We start from the raw sequence: 20,264 nt of genomic DNA, 5'->3' as shown, positions 1-20,264 counted from the left end.
TGTTGCTTGCCGATATTCCGAAAATTGGCTGATTGCTCTCGTCAACAAATTGGATATACCCGCCGGTCTCCGTTACCGCAAAGAGCACACGAGAGCAACGAGCAACGGCTACGCGGGACAGCGAATCCCGGATGGATTGGTCTAGCTTCGCGTTGGTCACCGCGCCATCAGCAAGACCTTCGGTTCTAAGCTGGTGCGAAGCATTGAAATGGAACGTCGAGCGGATTCTCGCGTCGAGCCAATTCCAGATGAGCGAGCCGGCAGCCCGGAACACCGCACCGGCGGTCTCGTTGCCGCCATCTGGACGGGCGAGCACGAATTGCAGATCCGCGTCCGAAACCGCATCGGCTGCCGCCATATCACCCAGGATGTTGTGCTGGGCCGCCAGGGCAGTTGACGCTCCGGTGCCGCCACGGGCCACGGGGACCTGCCCCGTCTCGATGTCGGCGGCGTCGTGCTTGTGCAGCTTCGCCGCGAACCACTCCCTGACGACCGCCCACAGGTACGCCAAGCCGGTCAGGGACAGGTAGCGCTCGGCCTTCGGGGCGGTGCCCCCGCCGACGATGGCGTCGATGTCCGCGACCGTGATGGCGTCCGGTAGCTTGTCGCGGCCGCCGATAAGCTCCCAGATGCAGGAGCCGTCGGAAACGGCGAGATAGCGCCATTCGAGGTAGAGGTCCCCGACGGTGTGGCGGGGGTTCGGGACATAGTAGATGACCGACGTGTCGCCCTCGATGGTCGGCTCGGCCGTTTCGGGGTCGTATTCCCCCTCGGGCAGCAGCACGCACTGCATGCCCTGGAAGTTCTGGCGCATCTGGTCGAACTCTGCCACGCGGGCGGCCTCGGCGACGACGCGGGAAGCCTCAGCCTCGCGGCGGCCGGATTCGGCCGATGTGCGCTGGGCTTCGGCTGCCGAGCGGGCGGCCTCCGCATCGCGGCGTGAGGTCTCGGCTGCGACGCGGGCCGATTCAGCGCCAGCGCGGGAGGTCTCAGCCGATGCCCGAGATTCCTCCGACGACGCACGGGCGGCCTCTGCGGCAGTGCGGGCCGATTCAGCCGCCGACACGGCCCTGTCGGTCGCCTCGGCGCGAGAGGCGGCGGCCTCCGCAGTCTCGGCGGCATCGCCCACGCGGTTCAGAAGGACCTGGACGGCATCGGGCGTGGGGTCTGACGGCGAATCGCCGGCAAGGGAGCCGGCGGCGAGAACCTTGAAGGGGCGCGTCATCTTCTCGGTGACGATGCGCTTCTTCTCGCCGACGTACCCGACGAGCGACAGGTGCAGCTCGCCAGGGCGGTCGAGCACCTCCCACGGGATCTGCACCAAATCGCCCGACACTGCGGCGCGGAACTCGTCCGCGCCGTTCTTGAATACGGCCACCTTCGAGGTGCACTCGCGCCACTCGTCGTCAAACGTGAGATCGATGGCGTCCGCTCCGACGTTTTTTGAAACGATGCGCTCGTTGTGTGGCACGCGGATCTCGCGGGCCACGATCCTCACAGTGTGCCTCATTCGGCACCACCGCCCTTCTCAGCCTCGACAAGGTGCCTCGCAGCATCGAGGGCGGCCTCCTCGCTGGCACGGGCCTGCGCGGCGAAGCCGGCGATTGCGAAGCCGTCGATGCGGGCCATCACGGAACTCATGACGAGGTGCGTCATGGATGCGTCGATGCCGCGCTCGGCGAACTTTCCTACGGCGAACTCGTAGATGTCGAAGGCGACAGCCTCCAATTCGATAGGATGCGCCATGTTACTCAACCCCAATGGATTCGATCTCGGCACGTGCGGCATCGGGATCATCAATCGACAGAGCCATAATGCGGGCGACAGCGTCGGGGGCGGCGACGGGCATCCTGAACCGCTCGATGCCGCACAGCTCGTCGTCGGAGGGCCGCTCGATCAGCCATCCGTCCTCGGGCGTGCACACGAGGTCGTATCCGTTGATTCCAGATCGGGCGATAGGGAACCGTCCCTCGTATGCCTCGATCTTCGACGGGGAATCGATGATGTCTGCGACGCCATCGAGCATCGCAACGTAGAAGACGTCTTCCATAGTGTGTCCTTTCTGTCTAGCTTGGCTGCGTGAATGACGTGCACAGCCCGTTCACGAAGCGCACCGTTCCAGTGGTCCATTCGATGTAGTCGCCGCTCTCGCGTATGCTGATGACCACCTTCCTATCGCCGGTGATGCAATGGGTGCTAATCGTCGATTCGCTCGATGACGCGGCAACCGAAAGCAGCGGGGTCGTGACCCGAATGCACTGGTTGCCGGTGATCTGGAGGCCAGCCACGACCTTTCCGGCCGAGAGATCGTTCATGTGGGCCGAGAAGTCGATCTTGCCGAGGTTCGCCCCGTTCTCGTAGCCGAGCACCGAGCCGCCCTGCACCTTGAGCAGGTTAGATGCGGATCCGCACTCGAATGTGCCCGACAGCTTGGCCGACTGCGCGGTGAGCACGCCTGCCCTGGTCATGCTCGAATAGGTGGAACTCCACGAGAACCGGTTCGATTCGATGGCGATGGCACCGGATTCAACCGAGATCTGGGACGACACGTCTCCCTTGCTCACCTTCAGCGTGATGCTGTCGGATAGCTGTTTGATCGACGAGCGCGAGCCGCAGTCGGCCAGCCGCCAGGAGGTGCCGTCGTAGACGAACGAGACGACATCCTGGGCCTTCCAGCTCAGATCCTTCGTCATGCGCGTGTTGCCGACGTAGATGGGCTTCGCGCCCGTCCCGTTGACGTTGAGTGTAGGGCTGTCGGCCGTGTTGGCGTATGAGAACTTGACCGAGATCGTCGCGCCCTTGTACAGCGTGAAGTCGGGTGCGCTCACGATCTTGGCGACGGTGCTGCCGGCAGTCGTGCAGTTGGCGTAGTTGGCCTGGATGCTCTTGACGGTCGATTCGATGCCGGCGGCGGTCTGGCGCACCTCGCTGATGGCGGTGCTGACCGTTTTGATCTCACCGTCCACGTAGGCCTCGTAGGCGGTCGTCACGGTAGACACGATCTGGCCGGGCATGATGTCCAGCTCTGCCTGCATGACCTGCTGCTCCTCGTCGAGCAGGCTCACGCTGGCCCTGATCTCCTCGGCGGTCTGCTCGAGGGTGGACACCGCCGAGCGCACAACCTCGATCTCTCCGTCGATGCGCTCGGATGTCTCCACGATCTGCTCGCCGACCGTGGACACGATGCGGTCCTCGGCCACCTCGATGGCGGCCATGGTATAGGTGATCGAGTTCTTGAGGTTGACGATGGTCGTCTTGCTCTGCGACTTGACCACCTCCACCTCGCCGGCGAGCCCCGCGAGCGTGGAGATCTTGACGGTCTGGAGCGTCGTCGTCTCGCCGAACGTAAGCGTGGACTTGTGTCGCTCGGTGAGATCTAGGACCTGCTTGACCACCTCTAGGTTCTCGTCGAGGCCGAGGTAGGGGTTGTAGCAGTGGTACCAGTCGAGCAGGGAGAATGACTCGAAGTCCTCCCCGATTAGCGATAGATCGTAGGCCGTGAGCGTAGTGGACACCGGCAGCCGCTTGTTCTCGTCGAGCCAGTTCTCGGCCTTGGTCTTGAGATTCAGCGGCTCGGTCACATCGTCCCAGTCGGCCACGCCCTCGATGATCCCATACTCGCGGATGCCGTCAGCATCGTCGATGTAGGGCACGCCGGCGTTGGCGGCGGCGATGGACAGCCGCTCCTCGGTCTCCACCTCGCGCTCGTTGCCGTGCTCGTCTGTCTCGGTGGCCTTGAGCTTCGCGCCGCGAGGGTAGAGGCGGGTCACGAGGCCGTCGAGGTTCACCTTGCGGCTGCCAGAACCCATGTTGAGCCCGATTCGGATGGGTGTCTGCCGCACCTGCCCCAGCTTCTGCCGGTAGTCCAGGTACAGCCGTCCGTCCTCGCCGCGCCGCACGCGCATCTCGCCGCCGAACACGTCGATGATCTTGGTCTTGAGACAGTTCCACGTTGTCTCGAAGTTGGTGCCCTTTGTGACGTTCTCGGTGGTTTTCCATGTCACCATGTCCACGAGCCCGCGATAGACGCGCTTCTCGGCGCTCACGTGGGCGTTGTGGTTGGCAAGCAGGTAATCGACGAACTCCTGGAGCCCCGTGCGCCCGGTGTCGCCCTTCCACAGGCGCTCGGCGGTGTAGGGCTGCCGGGAATCGCACAGGTACCCCATGACGCTCTCGCAGACCACAGCCTTGCCCACCGTGCCGTCTGCATCCACCGATGGCACGGGCGATATGACGCGCCCCTCGAACTCCACGGCCCCCGTCTCGGCGTTGACTACCTCGATGGTGGTCGAGAACGGGGCCAGCTCGTCGTAGCCGGGGTTGTCGGGGTAGATCGTGAACGAAAGGGAATCGAAGCAGTTCCTCTCGCGGGTGATCTTCACTGCGGCAACCTTCTCGAACTGGTCGGAGATTATCAGGGGCGCGCCCCGGTTGTAGATGGTAATCAGATCCACTTACAGGATTCCCTCCCTCCATCGGATGAGGGCCGACCCGCCCGACACCCGCACCTCGTTGTCACCAGGGGCGACGTAGAGGTTCGTCGCGGTCGGCCCGTTGAACGTCTGTTTGAGGTTCCCGACGGTAAGGGTGACCGTGCCGTCGGGAACGATGAAAAGCCGGGCGCGCATCGACCCCCGGTTGACTATCGGGTTCGCGCCGACGCTGATGCGAGCCTCGCTCTCCTCGTCGGCCAGGGCGAACGGGTAGGCAGAGAACTTCGCCTCGACCGTGGCGGTCGTCCCCGATTCGTCGCGCGATACGCCAACTGCCAAGGCCGATACCCTCCAGTGGTAACCGGGGAGGGCATCCTCGGCGATGTCGTCGTTACATACCGGGGAAAGCCACGCCGCCACCTCCGACACCCGGGCCTCCAGCTCCTCCGGCGTGTCGGCGATCAGGTCGATTGAGTAGGCAAGCTCGCGGCTCTCGTAGTAGACCTCGCCATTGAGCGCGGAGAAGTCGATCTCGCCGTGGGCGAAGGGGATGGACACGGTGGCCCGCTTCTGGGCCGGCACCGTGAGCGAGCGGTCGGCGATGCACAGGCCGAAGTCCTCGCACAGGTGCCGGCCCCTCACGGAGAATCCGTCGCACGTCACAGAGCCAGCCCCCTCTCGCTGAGTTCCTGGCGGCCGCCCTGCACCCTGTCGTTCGGTCCGGCGGTAGCCTCGGCGAACTTGTCGCCGTCGATGTTGAGCACGGTCGGGCGGCCGGCCAGCCGGTCGATGGCCGCGCAGATGCGGTCGGCCTCGCCGTACTTGGATGCCGCGACGGCATCGGCCACGTAGTTCTGCAGCACGCGGATGGGGGCGATGGCCTCAGGGCCGGCCTCGCCGACCCCACGGAACTTCCCATCGACGCCGGAGAGCACCGTCGGGCGGTTGAACACCGCGCCCTTGGCGTACCACTTGATCTCGAAGTTGGGGACCGACGGCGGGTTGATCGAGAAGCCGCCGGTGATATTCAGGTGCGGCAGCTTGAGGTGCGGCAGGCTCCACTTGAAGTTGAATACGGACTTGATCTTGTCGATGAGGCCGCGAACCTTGTCGAACGCGCCCTGGACGGGTTCGACGATGGCGCCCTTGATCGCGCCCCACACGACATCGGCCGCACCTTTGATCTTTCTGAACTGATCGTCGAGGAAGCCCGCGCCGGCCGCGGCGATGGCCTGGATGCCGCTCCACGCCTCGGAGGCCTTGGCGCTGACCGCACCCCAGCAGATGTCCCACACCGACCGGATCATGCGCACCTTCTCATCGATCCACGAGAAGCAGGCGTCGATGCCCGCGCCGACGACCGACGTGATGGCCGACCACAGCTCGGAGGCCTTGGCGCTGACCGCACCCCAGCAGAGATCCCACACGGCCTGGATGAGGCGCAGCCTCTCGTCAATCCACGAGAAGCAGGCGTCGATGCCCGCGCCGACGACCGACGTGATGATGTCCCACGCCTGCGTGATGACACCGCCGAAGTTCTCCCAGATGAAACTCCACGGAAGAAGGAACGTTTCGACGGCGAGGCCGAGCAGCTCCTGGATGAACATGATGCCGACTTGAAAGACGTTGCAAACGATGTCCCACCCCCGCTGGGCGGCAGTCGAGATGGACTCCCAGATGCCGGAGACGGTCTCGCCGAGCCACGCGAAGAAACCGCCGATCGGGGTGACTACATTTGCCATGACCCACTCTGCGGCGGCAGATGCGGCCTGGCAGATGCCGTCCCATAGACCGAGCCAGAAATTGCGGAACTCCTCGCAGTTGTTCCACAGCAGAACGAACGCCGCCACGAGGCCGGCGATGGCAGCGACGATGAGAACCACTGGGTTCATGCTCATGGCGATGTTGAGGGCAGCCATCGCCACCGTCACCGCCTGGATGATGCCCGAGATGGCCATGGCGGTTCCGAGGATGCCAAAGGCGACGGCCACGCCAGTCACGACGGGTGCGATCCACTCGAAGTTGTCGCTGACGAACGAGAAGAAGTCCATGAGGGCGGGCTGCACCTTCTCGACGATGGGCATGAGCATCTCGTCCTCGAACCGGCGCTTGAGACCCTCGGCCTGGTCGGCCACGTTGTCGTAGCGGATCTGGTCGATCTCGTCCATGGTGCCGGCGGTGTCGGCGGCCGCGCCCATAAGGCCGAGCATGGCCTCCATGCCGTCATGGCCCATGTCCTCCCACATTGTGCCGAACAGATCGACCCCGGCCGTGTTCTGCGCAATCGGGTCTTTCATGGCCAGCAGCGCGTTGACCGTCTCGATGGTGGCATCGCGCGCCACGTCGCCTCCCTGAGCAATCTTTGCCGCGTACTCGTCGGCGGACAAGCCCATCAGCTCGAAGCCCTCCTTGGAGGACTCGCTCATGTCGATGGCGCGGATGGAGAACTCCTTGATGGCGTCGCCGGCCTTGTCGGTGCCGTTGAGGAACGTCTTAGACCCGGCGGCCATGGTATTGAACATATCCTCTGCGGAAAGCCCGAGCTGCTCGTAGTAGACCGAGTACTCGGACACGGCATCCAACCACTCACCGTTGGCGTTCAGGCCATCCTGGCAGCCGGCGGCGAGCATATCGTAGGCCGCCTTGCCGTCGTAACCGAACTGGGTCATGAGTTGGTTCGCGGCCTTGATGGACTCATTGACGTCGATATCGAAGGCATCGCGCAGGATGATCGCCTGCGTGGTCAGCTCCTCGAACGACTCGGTGCTGATGTCGTTGCCGAGCACGGCAACCACCTCGCGGCCAGCATCCGCGATGTCTTCAAGGCTGTCGCCGTAGTTGCTGGCGTATATGCGGTTGAGCGCGTCCTCGAGTTCGCCGAACTGCTCGGCCGCGCCGCCACCGAAAGCCGCCTTGATCCTGCTCGCGGCTGTGTCGGATTCAACCACGAGCCTCTTCACGGCATCGGTCGCGGCGTCGATGGCGGCCTCGCCGAAGTCGGCGAGCATGGTGCCGGCGGCTAGCTCCTCGATGGAGTTCTTCCCGTCGAGCGCGGAATCGCTCATATCGTTGAGAGAGTCCGCGACGCCATCGCAGATGCGCTCGACCTCGGCGAGCTCGCCTTTGCTGTTGTTGAGCGCGGCGTTGGCCTTGCGAAGGGCGGATTCGAGCTCGTCGGCCTCGTCGGACGTGCGCCCGTACTGGATGACCGCGCTCTTGTACTCGTCGGCGAGACGGGACACCTCGGCCTGCTGCTCGTCGATGGTCGCGTTCAGCTTGCTCAAAGCGCTCTCGGCCCGCTGCTCGGCCTCGCGCTGATCGTCAAGGGCGGCGCTCACGGCCTCGATCTGGCCGCGAACGCGTTCCTGGGCAGTGCGGGCGTTGGTGATCTGGTTGGCGTAGCGCTGCGCTTCCTGGGAGTTCTCGCCCCAGATCTCGCGGGCCTTCTCGAGCTTGCCGTTCAGCGCCTCGATCTTCTGGGCGAGCGCGGCGTCATGCTGCACGAGCAGGTCGTGCTTCTTCGTCAGGGCCTCGACGCTCTGGCCGGTATTCGCCATCTGCGCCTCGTTCAGCTTCAGCTCGCCCCGGAGCTGCGTCATCGTGTCTCCGGCCTGCTTGATCGCCGCGCTGAACTCCTTGGTGTCGGCACTGAACTTGATCTTCGCCTCGTCCTTCTTGGCCATAGGTCACCTCCTCTCTCTTTCCATCAGGTACTGCCTCTCGCAGTCGAGCCACCGCCCGTAGGCGGCCTTGTTCTCGGCGACGGAGAGCAGGAACGACAGGTCGGCGTGCCAGAAGAGGTCTTCCGACACGCCGCAGATGAGCACGAGCGACGTGTACAGGTCCTCCATGTCGTTGATCTCGTGCTTCGGTGTCTTGATTTTTGGAGGCTCGATGCGCCTCGTTAGCTGCTCTGTCCGCTTTCTGAAGGGGCCTCGGAATCCCTCATCTTTTTTGGGGCGGTGAGCCACTGCGTCTCCAAGGCGATGGTGTTGGGGTCGGCCGGGAGAGCGAGCATAAAATCGACGTCGCTCATGGCCCCGTCGAGGCCGCCGTTCTCGTCGAGGTACCCGCACAGGTACGCGACATAGAGGACATCGACCATTTGGAAGTAGTCCTTGCCGCCCCGGAAGATGAAGTCGTTGAACTTGTCGTAGCAGTCACGGCGCTCGGTGCGGATCTGGTAGAGCAGCGCGTTGTTGAGGGTGAGGGCCACGGTCGTGCCGTCGGAGAGCTCGAACTTCCTATGAGAGTTGATCGCGGCCGCCTTCATGTTCTTACTCATCGGCCGCACCCCCGATGGCGATGAGCGGGGCCTTGTGCGCGGCGATGATCTGCGCCGCGCGCTGGGGCGAGCACTGGAACACGTCGCCGACCTTGCGGCGAACCCCGGCGGCGAGATCGTTGAACTCGCGGAGCACGGTAGCGTCGACCGAGGCTCGCTCTGCAGGGTCGGAGATGTCGGCCTGGTCGGCCTTCTCCCCCGAGGCCTGCTCTGCGGGGCCGGGGACAGTGGACGGCTCTGCCTTCGCGCTCTTTCGCGGCGCGGTTGTCTTTTTCGCGGTGGTCATACTAGGCCTCCTTCACGTGAACCATGTCGACGGTGAACTCCTTGAGCCACGACGTCTTCACCGTCTCGTCGGACAGGCCAGACGCAAGCGCCTCGTATACGCAGTTGTCGTAGTCATCGGGCATCAGGGACAGCTCGAGCTCGATCTCGGCGACCTCCTCCGCGCCGTTCTCCACCTTGCGCGCGGGGCCGTTGGTCACGACGCAGCGGGGCCACGCCTTGTACTTCTCATTGCCGTCCTCGTCCTTGACGTAGGCCGTCATGACGAACTCAGGGTGGTGGGACTTGCGGCCATAGGCGATGACTCCCTCGATGAGGCTGTCGTCTGCGTCCATGGCCAGGGCCTTCACATAGAGTGCCCACGGCATATGGAGGGTCAGCTTGCAGGTGCCGGTGCCCGCGCCGATGGTGGAGACCTTCGCATCGACCCCACGGCACTTCTTGACGACCTTTCGGACGTCCAGGGCCTCCTCCATGCTGCCCAGGCACTTGATGGTGCCGACCTCGGTCTGCTCGGCCTCCTCAAGCGCAGGGAAGATCATATGGAGACGGTAGACCTCGTACTCCGAGAACACGGTCTCGGTAATTGCCTTTGCCATTTTTACTGCTCCCATTCTCGTGTAAGTGCGGTGATGCAGCGTTCCATGACCGACGGGGCGGCTGCTTGCGCGCCCCGGAACATGAAGTGCTGGTTTCCCGCGTGGTTTTTCGTATTGCCCCCGTCGTTGGGGAAGTACAGGTATCGGAACCTGGCCGAAGTCGCGACGGTCACGGCCAGGTTCTCGCCCGTGCGGTAGACGGGCCACTTCGAGGATCTCGCCGATGCGGGATGACCCTTGAAGCGACGCCCTGATGGGTGGATGAGCGGGTTGATACGACCGTAGATCATCGGGCCGGCCTCCCCGTGAAGCACGCCGTTGACGACGTCCTCCGCGCCGTCGCCGAAGCTGCGCACCCGCACCTCAAGAGCTTTGACGGCATCGGCGTCTAGCATGAGCCCGCTCATCGCTTCTCAGCCTTCGCGATAGTGATGATGGCCTGCTCCACAGGGTGGCCCGTCCCCGGGTTCAGCGCGTAGTCGTACTCGATGCCGCCCGAGATGCGGGTGCCGGGAATGGCTTCAAGCTCTTCCGTCACGCGATTGAGCACCTCTTCTGGCAGGTAGTCCTCTCGGGTCACGGCGACGGTGTAGAGCCGCGTCACGCCAGTCTTGTTCGCGCTCTGGTCGATTCTGGCGCGGGAGTAGACCGTGTAGTTCCACGGCGCGGCGCGCTTCATGCCGGCGTCGAACGCGATGCCGTAGAACACCTGCTTCTCTCCGGCGCGCGCGAGCGCCTCGGAGATCGCCTCAAGAATCGGCTCCATCGCACCCCACCTCCCCAAGCGGCGCGCCGCCGTCCAGGTAGAGGTACATGAACGGGCGGTCTTCGTCGATGTAGGCGACGCTGTACAGCGCGCCGTCGATGACCGCGCGGCACGAGCTGTCGATGCAGGGGACGAGGTGGCACTTGATCTTCTGGGCGAGGGTGAAGCCCCGCTGGTCGGCGAAGTCGAAGTCGCGCTCTCGCTTGGATTCGAGCGAGAAGTGGAGCCGGGCGATGAAGTCCATGTCATCGACGCCCCTGGGGGCGACGACGGCCCCGAAGGGCGTCTTGCGGCCCTCCAACTCGCGGTAGAAGTCGGCAACGCCGTCAGCGAGCGTCTGGGCCTTGCGCTTTCTTTTCAAGGGCATACTGAATCACCTCCCACTTCCGGCGGCACTCCTCGATGAGGTCGAAGTAGGCCTCGTAGAACTCTTCGAGCGCGTCGTAGTTGGCGTACCAGCAGTGGTTCTCCAGCAGGATGTTCTCGGCACCGGGCGTCGTGAACGTGAACTCTGCCGCCTCGGGGATGCCGAGGCGGAACCGCAGATCCTCCTCGGCGTTGGGGATGAGTTCGTCGCGCACGCGGTGTGCGGTCTCGTCGTCATCCCACGTGATCTTGAGCTTGCGCATCACCTGCTGGAAAAGCGCGCATTCCACCGCCGGGATATCGTCGGCGGCCATGGGGCTACACCGACGGAACGGCGTCCACGTTGCGGACGGTGATGTAGGCCGGGTCGAGGTCGGTGATGTCCACGACGACGAAGCAGGTGTTGTCGTAGGCACGGCCGCCAGCGTGCTGGATCGCCTTGAAGGTGCGGCAGTCTTCGAGGAACTTGAACGAGTCGTCGAACTCGATGCCGTTGCGAGACCCGCCGATGCCGAGGCGGTACTTGTCGAGCAGGCCGATGATCGCCTTGCCCTCGGGAACCGCCGAGGAACGGATGATCTTGGTCGCGAAGGGGAACACGTTGGACACGTATCCGCCCACCGTCGCCTGGACTGTGGTGGCCGGCATCACCTTGGTGAGGTAGTCGGTCATGTTGGTGATGAGGCACACCTCGTCGAAGGCGCGCTCGCGGCCCGTGCGCGTCTTCGCCAGCTTGGAGAGCAGGACGCCGTACTCGTCAGGGGCGAAGGAGGTCAGCTTGACGGCATCCTTCTCGGGGTACCCCGTCTCCTGCTCGAACGCGCCGTCGGGGTTGCGCATCATGCCGACGGGCATGTTGACGCCGGAGCCGTTCACCACGGCGGCTTCGAGACCGTAGCGCATGGACTCGGCCATGAGAGAGCGGATGAAGGCATCGACGAACTGCGGCCCCATGTCGAGGATGTCGAGCGGGATGATGCAGAACGCGGTGTAGCGGCTCTGGCTCATCGAGATGACCTTGATGGCACCCTTGATCTCCTTGACGATCTCGGCGGTGATCTCGCCCCAAGCGCCCATCTGGATGGCGGCGTCATTGACGATGAAGTTCTGAGCGTAGCCGACGTACTGGGCGCTCACGGCAGCGAGCAGCGGGGAGTCCTTCTGGATGTCGGAGAAGACGTCCTGGATGATGGTGGGCGGCATGAGGCTGTCCTGGTCGCCCGTGCCGATGATCTCGATGAACGCCTGCTTGGTCTTGGCGGTCTTCACGGCCTGGATGACCTTCTCATACCATGCCGTCTCGTTGGCGGTCAGAACGCGGTAGCCGCGCGACTCCATGGCCTTGGCGTCGATGTCGCGGCCGTACTGCGCGAACTCGCCGCGCAGCTCGTTGGCGATGGACTCGCCGTAGGACGCCCAGGCGAGGGCGAGGGCCTCGGGGTCGGCCTCGTTGGCGAGCATGGCGTCGGAGAGCCGCTCGCAGGCCTCCATGTTTGCGAACTTGATAGTCATATGGTTTCCCTTCTATCGGTTGATGGCGTTAAAAAAGCGCCCCAGTCGCTGGAGCGCTTCGTCGGGTTCCTCCCCGTCTTCCTCGTCTTTGTCCGGCTCATCCGGCTCGTCCGGCTCTTCGCCGCCTTCCCCGTCGTCGGGGTCGGCCTCGTCGGCATCGTCGGGGTCTTCGTCGTCGGCGCTCGACGATTGGGAGGACGCGAGCGCCACGAGGGCGCGGCGCGCGCACTGCGAGGGGCCGGCATCGGCCCCCCACGTCTCAACGGAGGTGGCGAACCCCATATCGACGGCGGCCTCGGGGGTAATCCACGTCTCGGCATCCATGAGGGCCGTGAGCTCTTCAGCGTCGATGGACGTGCGGGAGAGGTAGGCGGCCTTCGATGCGTCGGTGATGACGTCCAGATCGTCTGCCTGCTTGCGCAGTTCGGCAGCGTTGCCGGAGCCGGATGCCCACGCGTTGTGGATCATGAGCAGCGACGCCTCGTGCATCACACGCTCGTCGCCGGCCATGAAGATCACCGAGGCGATGGAGCACGCCATGCCGTCGCAGACGGTCTTGACGCGGGCCTTGAGCGCGCGCAGCGCGTTGTAGATTGCCAGGCCCTCCTTGACCTCGCCGCCGTAGCTGTTGATGTGCACGGAGATCTCGTCCACATCTCCGATCTCCTCAAGCTGCCTGGACAGGATGGCGGCGCTCATGTCCGACTCGTCACACGGCCACGATGTGATGTCGCCGTAGATGTCGAGCTGGGCCGAGCGGCCCTCCTTCTTCAGAGAGAAGTACCGTTTCATTTCTCACCTCCTTCCTGGGTAACCTGGCGCAGCACCTCGTCGATAGGACCGAAGTTGCGGGTGATGAGGTGCTGCTGGGAGTCTTCCGTCCCGATGGTCGGCTGGTTGAGGTAGTCGCGCAGCTCGTCCATGGAGTAGCCGGCCCCGAGCAGTTGCTGCACGGAGGCCGCGCTGTCGAATATGTCGATGTACTTGATTCGCGAGGTGTCCACCACGATCTCGCACCGGCGCAGCCATTCGATGGGGTCGAACAGCTTGGCGGTGAGTTCCTCGGATATCTGCTTGGCGAGGGGCTTCACGGTGAAGGTGAGGAAAACGCGCGTGATCTCGTCGAGGTTCGTCATGTTTCCGAACAGCATCGACTGCGGGATTTTGTAGATGCTTGCCACGAGCTCGAAGGCGTCCTTGCGGATCTTGATGAGGTCGTCGGAGGGGCAGCCCTTCACGTCGATCTCCTTCAGCTCTTGGCCGCGCGTCTCGAAGTAGACGGCGTTGGCACCGCGAATGAACTTCTGCAGCATCTCGCGGGGGTCGTTGCGCTGCTCGTCGGCGAGCCTGTTAAACCCACGGTCTCCCGTGCCGCCCTGCTGGGTGGTCAGCTTCCACTTGGTTCCCGCAGCGGCCTGGTACCCGGACACGGCAGCGCCCATCATCTTCGCGTACTGGTCGTACATCCCGTCGATGAGACCGCTGACGCGCTGGTTGCCGAAGGTGAGGTAGATGGCATCGCCAGCGCTGTAGCTTCGCCGGATTCCGAACCCGTTGACGGTCACGCTCTCAAACGAGACGATTCCGTAGTCGGTCTGGTTGACCGTGAAGCTGTCAGCGAGGTACAGCCCCGACCCGACGGGCACGACGAGCGCATCCCCTTTGGCCATGAGCCTGTACATCATTCGGACTTTGAGCTGGTAGGCGCTCATGATCGGGTTGGGACGCACGTTCAGCATCCGGTAGAGCTGACCGCGCTTCGGCTCGCCGTCCTCCATGACCCGCATCTCGCAGCTCGCGATGGAGTCAGCCACGTACCCGATGGCCGTGTCGGTGGCGGCCGCCTTGAAATAGAGCATGGCGGCATCGTCCCCGATGCTCGCCCCCGCAGCCGGCTTGATCTCGTCGGTCGAGACGCGCAGATCGAGGAAATCGACGACGTTCACTAGGCATCACCTCCTACACGACCAAAGGCTCGATGTACTCGATCTCGTTGCATTCGGGCAGCTCTCCTTCCTGGGTCATGGCCGCCACGAAGGCCATGAACCCGTCCGTTTTCCGGGACTTCTCCTCGATCTTCCCGTAGGTGAAATTGCCGTGGGCCGCAGGCACCAGCTTGGTGTTGTTCGTGTACCAGCGCATGAGCGGGTTCTCTCCCCAGGCGATGGACTGGTTGACCAGCAGCGAGTTGATCTTCACCTGCACGAGCATGATGTCGCTCGGCCGAACCAGCTTCACGGTCTTGTCGTCGGCTGAGAACCCGATGCCCTCAAGCTCGCGCTTGAGGAGCGAGTAGCGGTAGTTGTCGATGGCAACCTTGAGCACGTCATAGAGGCGCATCTGGGAGATCAGCCAGTCGGTGACGAGCCACGGCGACACCTCGACGTCATCGACGAACTCAAGCAGCCCCGCCGCCTCCCACTCGTCGAGAGGTGCCTTGATTCGGCCGAGGTCTGCCGATTGCCGGCACACCCACGTATGGCAGACGGCGTAGTAGTCGCCGCCGTCGCGGAACAGCAGCACGGCGGCGACGAAGTCGTTTGTCTTGGCGAAGTCGATGCCGCAGACGCAGGGCCAGCCGTACAGCTCGGGCACCTCCCGGCGCGTGGCCAGGATGTCGTCCCATTTGGCGACGGCGCTCTCCTGGGCCTGGGTCGGGCAGTTCATGCGCTTGACGATGAAGTCGAAGTTGACGGCGGGGTTCTCAACGTAGTCGGCGTATTCCTTCTCGATCTCGGTTCGCAAGATCGGAAGGTAGGGCAGAGACGGGTTCGCCTTCTCCCACTTCCCCGGGTCGTTGACCTCCTCGGGGCGGTCGAGCTTGCACATGAAGGGAAGGAATCCGTTGTCGTGCTTCTCGCCAGCGAGGATCTTCTCGGACTTGCTCTTCAGCGAGTCGAGCACACCGTCGCGCACGTCGCCGTCGGTCGTGGTGTACAGCCGGCGCGGGTGCGGCTTCTTGCCGAGGCCCGTGGTGAACACGTTGATGTTCTTCCAGTTCTCGTAGGCGTGAACCTCGTCGAAGATGACCATGCCGGAGCGGAGGCCGTCTTTGCTCTTCGGGTTGTCTGTGCGGTACTTGATTCGAGACTTGGTCGACTTGCTGGTTATGGCAACCTGGTTCCACGAGAACGACCGCTTGAACTTCTTGAAGTTGTCTGGCTCTTCGAGGATGTTGTACACATCGTCGAACGATGTTTTAGCCTGCTCCTCGGAGTTCGCACAGATGTCCACGTCGTAGGATCTGATGCCGTTGACGCCAGTGATGGCGCAAAAGGCCACGAAGCCGTCGAAGCCGTTCTTGCCCGCGCCGCGCCCGACGTAGATGAACATCTCGTCCCAGCGGGGCGTGCCGTCTGCCCTGAACACGCACATGAACAGCACGAAACAGAACTTCTCCCACGGCAGCAGGTCGAACGGGAAGTACTTCTGGTATCCCATGTAGCGCTCGATGCGGTCGTAGTCGATGACCAGCTCCTCGGTCGCGAAGACGTTGCGGACGTGGGCCACGAGCCGGTGCTGCTCCTCGCAGGCCTCGATGCCGCCGGTCTCAACCAGCCTCATCCATTCGGTGATCTCGGGGCAGTCGATGCGCCGCCGCTTCCTTGGCCGTAGGTCAGAACTCCTCTTCGCCGCCATCGTCCTCATCGACCGGCACGACGAGCTTGCATCGCGATGTCACGGTGAGGCCCAGGGATGAGGCGCAGGTGTGGGCCTGCTTGAACGCGCGGTCCTGGGCGATCTGCATCGCCTTGATGTCCGACGGATCCGACAGGCCGACGAGCTGGGCGGTGAACGATTCGTAGAGCGATTCTGAGACTACGTAGCGCGCCAAGAGGTCGGCGTCGGGCTGGCCGAAGTTGTCGGGCATCAGTCGCGCGAGCATCTTGGCGTACCGGTCGAAGTCGGCCACGCGGTCGGGCCACTGGAAAAGGTACTCGGGCGGCTCGATGTCGCGCAAGTCGAATGGCATTTCGACCTCCGAGGCCTTTCGCTCCTCGTAATCGGCACGCGTCAGATGGGTCTTACCGCGAGCCGCGAGGACGTCCACGGGTTGTCTGTGTCGTCCGGCCACGGCATCACCTCCTCTCAAAAGTCGGCCAAAAAAGGAAAATTTTCTAACTTGTCGGGTATCTCCCCCCGTTGCCAGAGGTTCTTCAGAAGCCCCCCAAGGGGGGCTGGGGGGGCCTATCTCGCTTCAGGTGGGCCTAGATGCCTCTTTCACCACTTCTCCTCCGTCAGCGGCTTCTCATCGCCTCGTTTTCTCGCTCCCTGGAACCTTCCGTGCACCCTGTTGTGGCAGGCATCGCATATGGCCCACAGGTTGCGCCTCGTGTTGCCCCCGACATCTGTATAGAAGCGGGACAGTGCGAGCTCCGGATGGTCTCTCACCTCCATCTCGTGGTGGACGCACGTGGCTCGGACGGGCTTGCCTGGCTTCTCGCGGCACCACTCGCATTCGCCGTGCGCGGCTTCCATAACCGAGGCAGACAGGTCTTTCCATTCGTCGGTCTTGTAGAACTGGTACAGCCTCGACTCGGCGATGAGCTCCCTTATCCACGATGCGAGGGAGCGGTCTTGCGGTACTCTCATGGCGCGCTCCGTTTCAGGGCATGAAAAAAGGGACGTCGTTCGACGTCCCTTCGGTTGATGTTCTATAGCGCGGTCGGAGTCCTTTCTCCCTTCCGCGTTTCTTACTGGCTACACCATATCACAGGTTTAGCGGACATTTGCGGACAACTTTACCGTTCGGCTCCCAGGTCGATGATTTCCTGCGCGAGTTGCAGCGCCCTTGTGTGAACGCGGCGGTAGTTGCGGTCGGTGTATCCCATGCGGTAGGCGGCGACCGACGGCTTGTCTCTGTCGATGTACCGATAGTGGAGGCACTGGCCGAGCTGGATGTTCGAGCGCATGACCGCCCTCACGAGCGAGCGCGCCCTGTCGCGCGCCTCGATGTAGCGCTTGATCTCGTCGTCGATCTGGTTACAGAGGTCTACGAGCCTCGCAACGCCGCCGCCAAGCTTGTCGGCCGAGGATCCGCCGCCCGACGATGACGGATCTGATGTGATCGAGTAGAGCGCGCTGATGATGCGGTTGTGCTCCTCGGTCAGGCTCTCAAGCTCGTCGCAGGCCCTCCCGTAGCCTCTCAGGATGTCCACGACCTCGGCAGTGTTTTCGGCCATATGCCAGTCCTTCCCACTATTCGGTTTTCAAGGTAACGGTTATTATACACTCTCCCCACTCTCGCGCATCAGGTCGTCAACCATCTGGATGCGCTCGCCTATCCACCGCATGACCGGCACGGCCATGGAGTTGCCCAGGGCCTTGTAGCGCGGCGTGTCGGGGGTTCCATCGTCGATTTTCGTCCAATCGTCGGGGAAGCCCTGAAGCCGCTCGCACTCCACCGGCGTCAGCCTTCTGACGACGTATCCCATTGCACGATCACCTTTCCTTCTCCGATGTCCTGGTCTCCGACGCCCTTGTAATCCCTTGCGCAGAGGGTGCCGCACACGTCGGCCCCGCTGCTCGCGACGCTATCCACGGAGACCCCCCCCCTCGCACTTCAAGGTGCCGCTCACGCCCTCGTCCACGGCGGCGTTTGTATTGTGGTCAACCACGCACAGCAGAGGGGCGTGCATACCGGCGGCGAGGGGGTGGCACGGGTCGCCGAGACGCGCCGCCGCGCCTCGGGAACTGGGGGCCGACCCGCTCGGGCCTAGCCCGCACCGTGCAGCCGCCGCGCTCGGTGGCGCGGAAGCAGTTGCGTCGGCAGAAGTTGCGGCGCGACTGCGCCATCGCCTCGATCATCGCGCCCCTCCCTTCTCCGGGCAGTACGCCGCACAGCAGCCGGGGTAGTAATCAGGGCACTCGTCGTCGAAGCGATGGTAGCCGAACCCGAGCTGCTCCATCCATGCGCGCGGCTCGACCTTTCTGAGGTGCGCCGGGTCGCATGCTGCGGCCGTGCAGCCGGTGGAGAAGCAGACGAACGCCCTGCCGTTATCGGCCACGGAGGCGACGCGGCCGAACTCGGCGTCGCCGAAGGGGCCGACGAACTCCACGTAATCGCCGCGCTTAAGTTCGCTCATCGCTCTCCTCCCCTCAGGTCGCGCCCGCACATGGGGCAGAAGCCGATGACCCTGACCACCCGTTGCGGAGAGCGGCCACCGAGGTAATCGATCACGAGTCTGTTCTCTCTGATGACCGCCGAAAATAGCCCAACGCAGATGATGCGGGATTCACCCTCGCAGTACTCGCACATGGCTACTCGCCTCCCATCCGCTTGTCCAGCTCGCGCTGGCGGCGCAGCAGATCGATCGCCTTAGCACAGTCGCAGTTGTTGACGCTGTACCTTACGTAGGGTTTCTCGCCGTCGATCTTCGCGGGGCAGTCCTCGCAGCAAACACCATAACACCCCCAGTAATCGGCGACAGTCTTCACCACATCGGTGTTGATTCGCTCCTGGGAGTCGGGCGGGGTGTGCGTGAGCCATGAGGCGGGGCACCAGGCGCCCTCCTCCACCAGATCGACGCGGTTCGGGTGAAAGCGGCTGGGCAGCGCCTTAACCGTCAGGCGGTCGTTCGCGCCGATGCCGCACAGGGCGTATGGGCCGGCCTCCGCCATGGTGTCCGAATCTCCCGCGTGCCTCGCCCCCTCGTCGGTCAGCCACACGGTTTCGCCCTCGCGCAGGGGCAGGCCGTCGGCGGCGAGGACGGGCGGGGTGTGGGTGAGGTATTCGGCGGTCAGATTGTTCCAAGCAGCCCCGCTTTCCTTCTTCGCGTGGATGTACTGGGCGTTCACCTCGTATACGGTGAGGGCATCGTCTCTGCCAAGCTCGTAGACCACATCGCCCTCCACGATGGGCAGGCCGTCGGCCCCCAGCACCTCGGGGGCGGGGCGCTCCACGCGCTGGGAGCGGCTTCCCTCGATCTGGTCACCGTCCGAGCAGTTGATGAGCCAGTCGCCGTCTCCGTACACGGTCAGACAGGCATCCTCGCCGAAGTCGGACTCGTCCACAGGCTCGCCGTCCTTGTATCGGGGGATGGGGAGCCAGCAGCGATTCACCCACTCGCCGAAGCCCTCTCCCTCGCGGAAGCCGGGACAGCCGTTGGCCTCAGCCCACGACTTCGCGCATCGTTCCAAGCCGCCTCTACGGGCCTTCGCGAGATCGGCTTCGATCTTATCGGCCAAGTCGTTCAGCCAATCATTGCAGTCATGGCCGCCGCAACTGTCCATCATGTAGAGCTTCATGCACATGTCGCACCGCATCCGGAGCTTGTCGTTCTCGGCCGCCCACCGCAGCAGTTCGCTGGCGGTCATGTCCTTGGGGTCTTTCTGTTCCATGTCATTCCTCGATTCTGGGGCGATCTGAGGCCCCGTTTCGTTTTCCTGCTAGTCCGTGGCCGCATCTGCATCAGATCGGCCCTCACAGCCGCCCTCGGTGGCTGCTGTGGGCATCCGAGCAAACGCCAGCAGCGGCACCTCGCAGATACGGGAGGAGATTCTTTCCTGCGAGAGTCCGTGGATGCTCGCGGCGGCAGCCTCGGCCTCCGCGCGGTCGAGGAAGGCCACGGTCGGCTTGGGCGAGTAGTCGTCGGTCATGATGATGTGGACGTTCATGTTCGATCCTTTCCGGGAAGGCGGTCGGGCGCGTCCCCTCATGCGAGTCGGCCCCGCGCGAAGGCCATGCCCGATCTCTATCCCCTCCCTGCATCTTCTATAGTTCTGGATAAATCTGGATATCGGAAAAGTTCCCCGCAAAACCTTGGCTAACTGTTAGGGAATTACCCCCCAACTGTTAGGGAATCCGTTCCAACTGTTAGGGAATTTCGGGACGCAATTCCCTACGCTTCCTTTAAGCAACTGTTAGGGAATCCGCTACCCTGAAATCGGGCATTCCCTAACAGGGAAGCCGTCTTTCTGTTAGGGAATAACGCGGCCCGAAACGCCTGTTTCCCTAACCGTCACCCTGCGGGACTGTTAGGGAATAGGTATCCGCTCAAGCCGAAAATTCCCTTTCA

Annotated in this window: 25 protein-coding genes; all 25 read right to left on the bottom strand. The window is 63.5% G+C overall.

What is annotated here, in order from left to right:
- Positions 1–1,498, bottom strand: a 1,498-nt coding sequence (locus F8D48_RS06825) for a hypothetical protein (RefSeq protein ID WP_205717345.1), incomplete at its 3' end; no start/stop codon positions are given.
- A gap of 8 nt (positions 1,499–1,506) precedes the next feature.
- On the bottom strand, positions 1,507–1,746 hold the full coding sequence (locus F8D48_RS06820) for a hypothetical protein (RefSeq protein ID WP_151430691.1): 240 nt from the start codon (positions 1,744–1,746) through the stop codon (positions 1,507–1,509).
- A 1-nt stretch (position 1,747) separates the two neighbouring features.
- Positions 1,748–2,050: a hypothetical protein gene (locus F8D48_RS06815; protein ID WP_151430689.1), complete on the bottom strand. Its 303-nt coding sequence runs from the start codon at positions 2,048–2,050 to the stop codon at positions 1,748–1,750.
- Between the two features lie 16 nt (positions 2,051–2,066).
- Positions 2,067–4,454: a phage tail protein gene (locus F8D48_RS06810; RefSeq protein ID WP_151430687.1), complete on the bottom strand. Its 2,388-nt coding sequence runs from the start codon at positions 4,452–4,454 to the stop codon at positions 2,067–2,069.
- Positions 4,455–5,096: a phage tail family protein gene (locus F8D48_RS06805; protein ID WP_151430685.1), complete on the bottom strand. Its 642-nt coding sequence runs from the start codon at positions 5,094–5,096 to the stop codon at positions 4,455–4,457.
- Positions 5,093–8,116, bottom strand: a complete 3,024-nt coding sequence (locus F8D48_RS06800; protein WP_151430683.1) for a phage tail tape measure protein — start codon at positions 8,114–8,116, stop codon at positions 5,093–5,095. Before F8D48_RS06800 ends, F8D48_RS06805 begins: the two co-directional genes overlap by 4 nt.
- A 3-nt stretch (positions 8,117–8,119) precedes the next feature.
- The gene (locus F8D48_RS11660) at positions 8,120–8,284 is read right to left on the bottom strand and encodes a hypothetical protein (RefSeq protein WP_170272764.1); all 165 of its coding nucleotides are present in this window, start codon (positions 8,282–8,284) and stop codon (positions 8,120–8,122) included.
- A 53-nt stretch (positions 8,285–8,337) separates the two neighbouring features.
- Positions 8,338–8,718 carry a hypothetical protein gene (locus F8D48_RS06795; RefSeq protein ID WP_151430681.1) on the bottom strand — a complete coding sequence of 127 codons (381 nt, stop codon included), beginning with the start codon at positions 8,716–8,718 and terminating at the stop codon, positions 8,338–8,340.
- Entirely contained in the window at positions 8,711–9,004 is a 294-nt protein-coding gene (locus tag F8D48_RS06790; protein WP_151430679.1) for a hypothetical protein, read from the bottom strand. Before F8D48_RS06790 ends, F8D48_RS06795 begins: the two co-directional genes overlap by 8 nt.
- Position 9,005: 1 nt before the next feature.
- Entirely contained in the window at positions 9,006–9,602 is a 597-nt protein-coding gene (locus tag F8D48_RS06785; protein ID WP_151430677.1) for a hypothetical protein, read from the bottom strand.
- A 2-nt stretch (positions 9,603–9,604) separates the two neighbouring features.
- Entirely contained in the window at positions 9,605–9,997 is a 393-nt protein-coding gene (locus F8D48_RS06780; RefSeq protein ID WP_151430675.1) for a hypothetical protein, read from the bottom strand.
- An 8-nt stretch (positions 9,998–10,005) separates the two neighbouring features.
- Positions 10,006–10,368 carry a hypothetical protein gene (locus tag F8D48_RS06775; RefSeq protein WP_151430673.1) on the bottom strand — a complete coding sequence of 121 codons (363 nt, stop codon included), beginning with the start codon at positions 10,366–10,368 and terminating at the stop codon, positions 10,006–10,008.
- On the bottom strand, positions 10,352–10,735 hold the full coding sequence (locus F8D48_RS06770; protein ID WP_151430671.1) for a hypothetical protein: 384 nt from the start codon (positions 10,733–10,735) through the stop codon (positions 10,352–10,354). The genes F8D48_RS06775 and F8D48_RS06770 overlap by 17 nt, the downstream gene beginning before the upstream one ends.
- On the bottom strand, positions 10,695–11,048 hold the full coding sequence (locus tag F8D48_RS06765; RefSeq protein ID WP_151430669.1) for a hypothetical protein: 354 nt from the start codon (positions 11,046–11,048) through the stop codon (positions 10,695–10,697). The genes F8D48_RS06770 and F8D48_RS06765 overlap by 41 nt, the downstream gene beginning before the upstream one ends.
- Positions 11,049–11,052: 4 nt before the next feature.
- On the bottom strand, positions 11,053–12,246 hold the full coding sequence (locus F8D48_RS06760) for a phage major capsid protein (protein ID WP_151430666.1): 1,194 nt from the start codon (positions 12,244–12,246) through the stop codon (positions 11,053–11,055).
- A 12-nt stretch (positions 12,247–12,258) separates the two neighbouring features.
- Entirely contained in the window at positions 12,259–13,038 is a 780-nt protein-coding gene (locus F8D48_RS06755; protein WP_151430664.1) for a head maturation protease, ClpP-related, read from the bottom strand.
- Entirely contained in the window at positions 13,035–14,192 is a 1,158-nt protein-coding gene (locus F8D48_RS06750; RefSeq protein WP_151430662.1) for a phage portal protein, read from the bottom strand. Before F8D48_RS06750 ends, F8D48_RS06755 begins: the two co-directional genes overlap by 4 nt.
- Positions 14,193–14,205: 13 nt before the next feature.
- On the bottom strand, positions 14,206–15,810 hold the full coding sequence (locus F8D48_RS06745; protein ID WP_205717344.1) for a terminase TerL endonuclease subunit: 1,605 nt from the start codon (positions 15,808–15,810) through the stop codon (positions 14,206–14,208).
- Positions 15,811–15,862: 52 nt separating this feature from the next.
- Positions 15,863–16,321: a P27 family phage terminase small subunit gene (locus F8D48_RS06740; protein ID WP_151430658.1), complete on the bottom strand. Its 459-nt coding sequence runs from the start codon at positions 16,319–16,321 to the stop codon at positions 15,863–15,865.
- Positions 16,322–16,467: 146 nt separating this feature from the next.
- Positions 16,468–16,839, bottom strand: a complete 372-nt coding sequence (locus tag F8D48_RS06735) for an HNH endonuclease (RefSeq protein WP_151430656.1) — start codon at positions 16,837–16,839, stop codon at positions 16,468–16,470.
- A gap of 149 nt (positions 16,840–16,988) precedes the next feature.
- Positions 16,989–17,429, bottom strand: coding sequence for a hypothetical protein (locus tag F8D48_RS06730; RefSeq protein WP_151430654.1), 441 nt, complete (start codon positions 17,427–17,429; stop codon positions 16,989–16,991).
- A gap of 42 nt (positions 17,430–17,471) precedes the next feature.
- Complete coding sequence (locus tag F8D48_RS06725) at positions 17,472–17,681, bottom strand: DNA cytosine methyltransferase (protein WP_205717343.1); 210 nt, start codon at positions 17,679–17,681, stop codon at positions 17,472–17,474.
- 369 nt (positions 17,682–18,050) lie between these two features.
- Complete coding sequence (locus F8D48_RS06720) at positions 18,051–18,332, bottom strand: hypothetical protein (RefSeq protein ID WP_151430652.1); 282 nt, start codon at positions 18,330–18,332, stop codon at positions 18,051–18,053.
- A 175-nt stretch (positions 18,333–18,507) separates the two neighbouring features.
- Entirely contained in the window at positions 18,508–19,587 is a 1,080-nt protein-coding gene (locus F8D48_RS06715) for a hypothetical protein (RefSeq protein WP_151430650.1), read from the bottom strand.
- Between the two features lie 48 nt (positions 19,588–19,635).
- Positions 19,636–19,863: a hypothetical protein gene (locus tag F8D48_RS06710; RefSeq protein ID WP_151430648.1), complete on the bottom strand. Its 228-nt coding sequence runs from the start codon at positions 19,861–19,863 to the stop codon at positions 19,636–19,638.
- Between the last annotated feature and the right edge of the window lie 401 nt (positions 19,864–20,264).

The organism is Adlercreutzia muris (assembly GCF_008831045.1).
GTDB lineage: Bacteria > Actinomycetota > Coriobacteriia > Coriobacteriales > Eggerthellaceae > Adlercreutzia > Adlercreutzia muris.
This window is presented reverse-complemented; position numbering and strand designations above follow the sequence as displayed.

Excerpts from the sequence above, each read along its gene's own strand:
- F8D48_RS06820 (WP_151430691.1), bottom strand. The coding sequence starts at position 1,746 with ATGGCGCATCCTATCGAATTGGAGGCTGTCGCCTTCGACATCTACGAG.
- F8D48_RS06815 (WP_151430689.1), bottom strand. The coding sequence starts at position 2,050 with ATGGAAGACGTCTTCTACGTTGCGATGCTCGATGGCGTCGCAGACATC.
- F8D48_RS06800 (WP_151430683.1), bottom strand. The coding sequence starts at position 8,116 with ATGGCCAAGAAGGACGAGGCGAAGATCAAGTTCAGTGCCGACACCAAG.
- F8D48_RS11660 (WP_170272764.1), bottom strand. The coding sequence starts at position 8,284 with ATGGAGGACCTGTACACGTCGCTCGTGCTCATCTGCGGCGTGTCGGAA.
- F8D48_RS06795 (WP_151430681.1), bottom strand. The coding sequence starts at position 8,718 with ATGAGTAAGAACATGAAGGCGGCCGCGATCAACTCTCATAGGAAGTTC.
- F8D48_RS06790 (WP_151430679.1), bottom strand. The coding sequence starts at position 9,004 with ATGACCACCGCGAAAAAGACAACCGCGCCGCGAAAGAGCGCGAAGGCA.
- F8D48_RS06785 (WP_151430677.1), bottom strand. The coding sequence starts at position 9,602 with ATGGCAAAGGCAATTACCGAGACCGTGTTCTCGGAGTACGAGGTCTAC.
- F8D48_RS06780 (WP_151430675.1), bottom strand. The coding sequence starts at position 9,997 with ATGCTAGACGCCGATGCCGTCAAAGCTCTTGAGGTGCGGGTGCGCAGC.
- F8D48_RS06775 (WP_151430673.1), bottom strand. The coding sequence starts at position 10,368 with ATGGAGCCGATTCTTGAGGCGATCTCCGAGGCGCTCGCGCGCGCCGGA.
- F8D48_RS06770 (WP_151430671.1), bottom strand. The coding sequence starts at position 10,735 with ATGCCCTTGAAAAGAAAGCGCAAGGCCCAGACGCTCGCTGACGGCGTT.
- F8D48_RS06765 (WP_151430669.1), bottom strand. The coding sequence starts at position 11,048 with ATGGCCGCCGACGATATCCCGGCGGTGGAATGCGCGCTTTTCCAGCAG.
- F8D48_RS06760 (WP_151430666.1), bottom strand. The coding sequence starts at position 12,246 with ATGACTATCAAGTTCGCAAACATGGAGGCCTGCGAGCGGCTCTCCGAC.
- F8D48_RS06755 (WP_151430664.1), bottom strand. The coding sequence starts at position 13,038 with ATGAAACGGTACTTCTCTCTGAAGAAGGAGGGCCGCTCGGCCCAGCTC.
- F8D48_RS06745 (WP_205717344.1), bottom strand. The coding sequence starts at position 15,810 with ATGAGGCTGGTTGAGACCGGCGGCATCGAGGCCTGCGAGGAGCAGCAC.
- F8D48_RS06735 (WP_151430656.1), bottom strand. The coding sequence starts at position 16,839 with ATGAGAGTACCGCAAGACCGCTCCCTCGCATCGTGGATAAGGGAGCTC.
- F8D48_RS06730 (WP_151430654.1), bottom strand. The coding sequence starts at position 17,429 with ATGGCCGAAAACACTGCCGAGGTCGTGGACATCCTGAGAGGCTACGGG.
- F8D48_RS06725 (WP_205717343.1), bottom strand. The coding sequence starts at position 17,681 with ATGGGATACGTCGTCAGAAGGCTGACGCCGGTGGAGTGCGAGCGGCTT.
- F8D48_RS06720 (WP_151430652.1), bottom strand. The coding sequence starts at position 18,332 with ATGAGCGAACTTAAGCGCGGCGATTACGTGGAGTTCGTCGGCCCCTTC.
- F8D48_RS06715 (WP_151430650.1), bottom strand. The coding sequence starts at position 19,587 with ATGGAACAGAAAGACCCCAAGGACATGACCGCCAGCGAACTGCTGCGG.
- F8D48_RS06710 (WP_151430648.1), bottom strand. The coding sequence starts at position 19,863 with ATGAACGTCCACATCATCATGACCGACGACTACTCGCCCAAGCCGACC.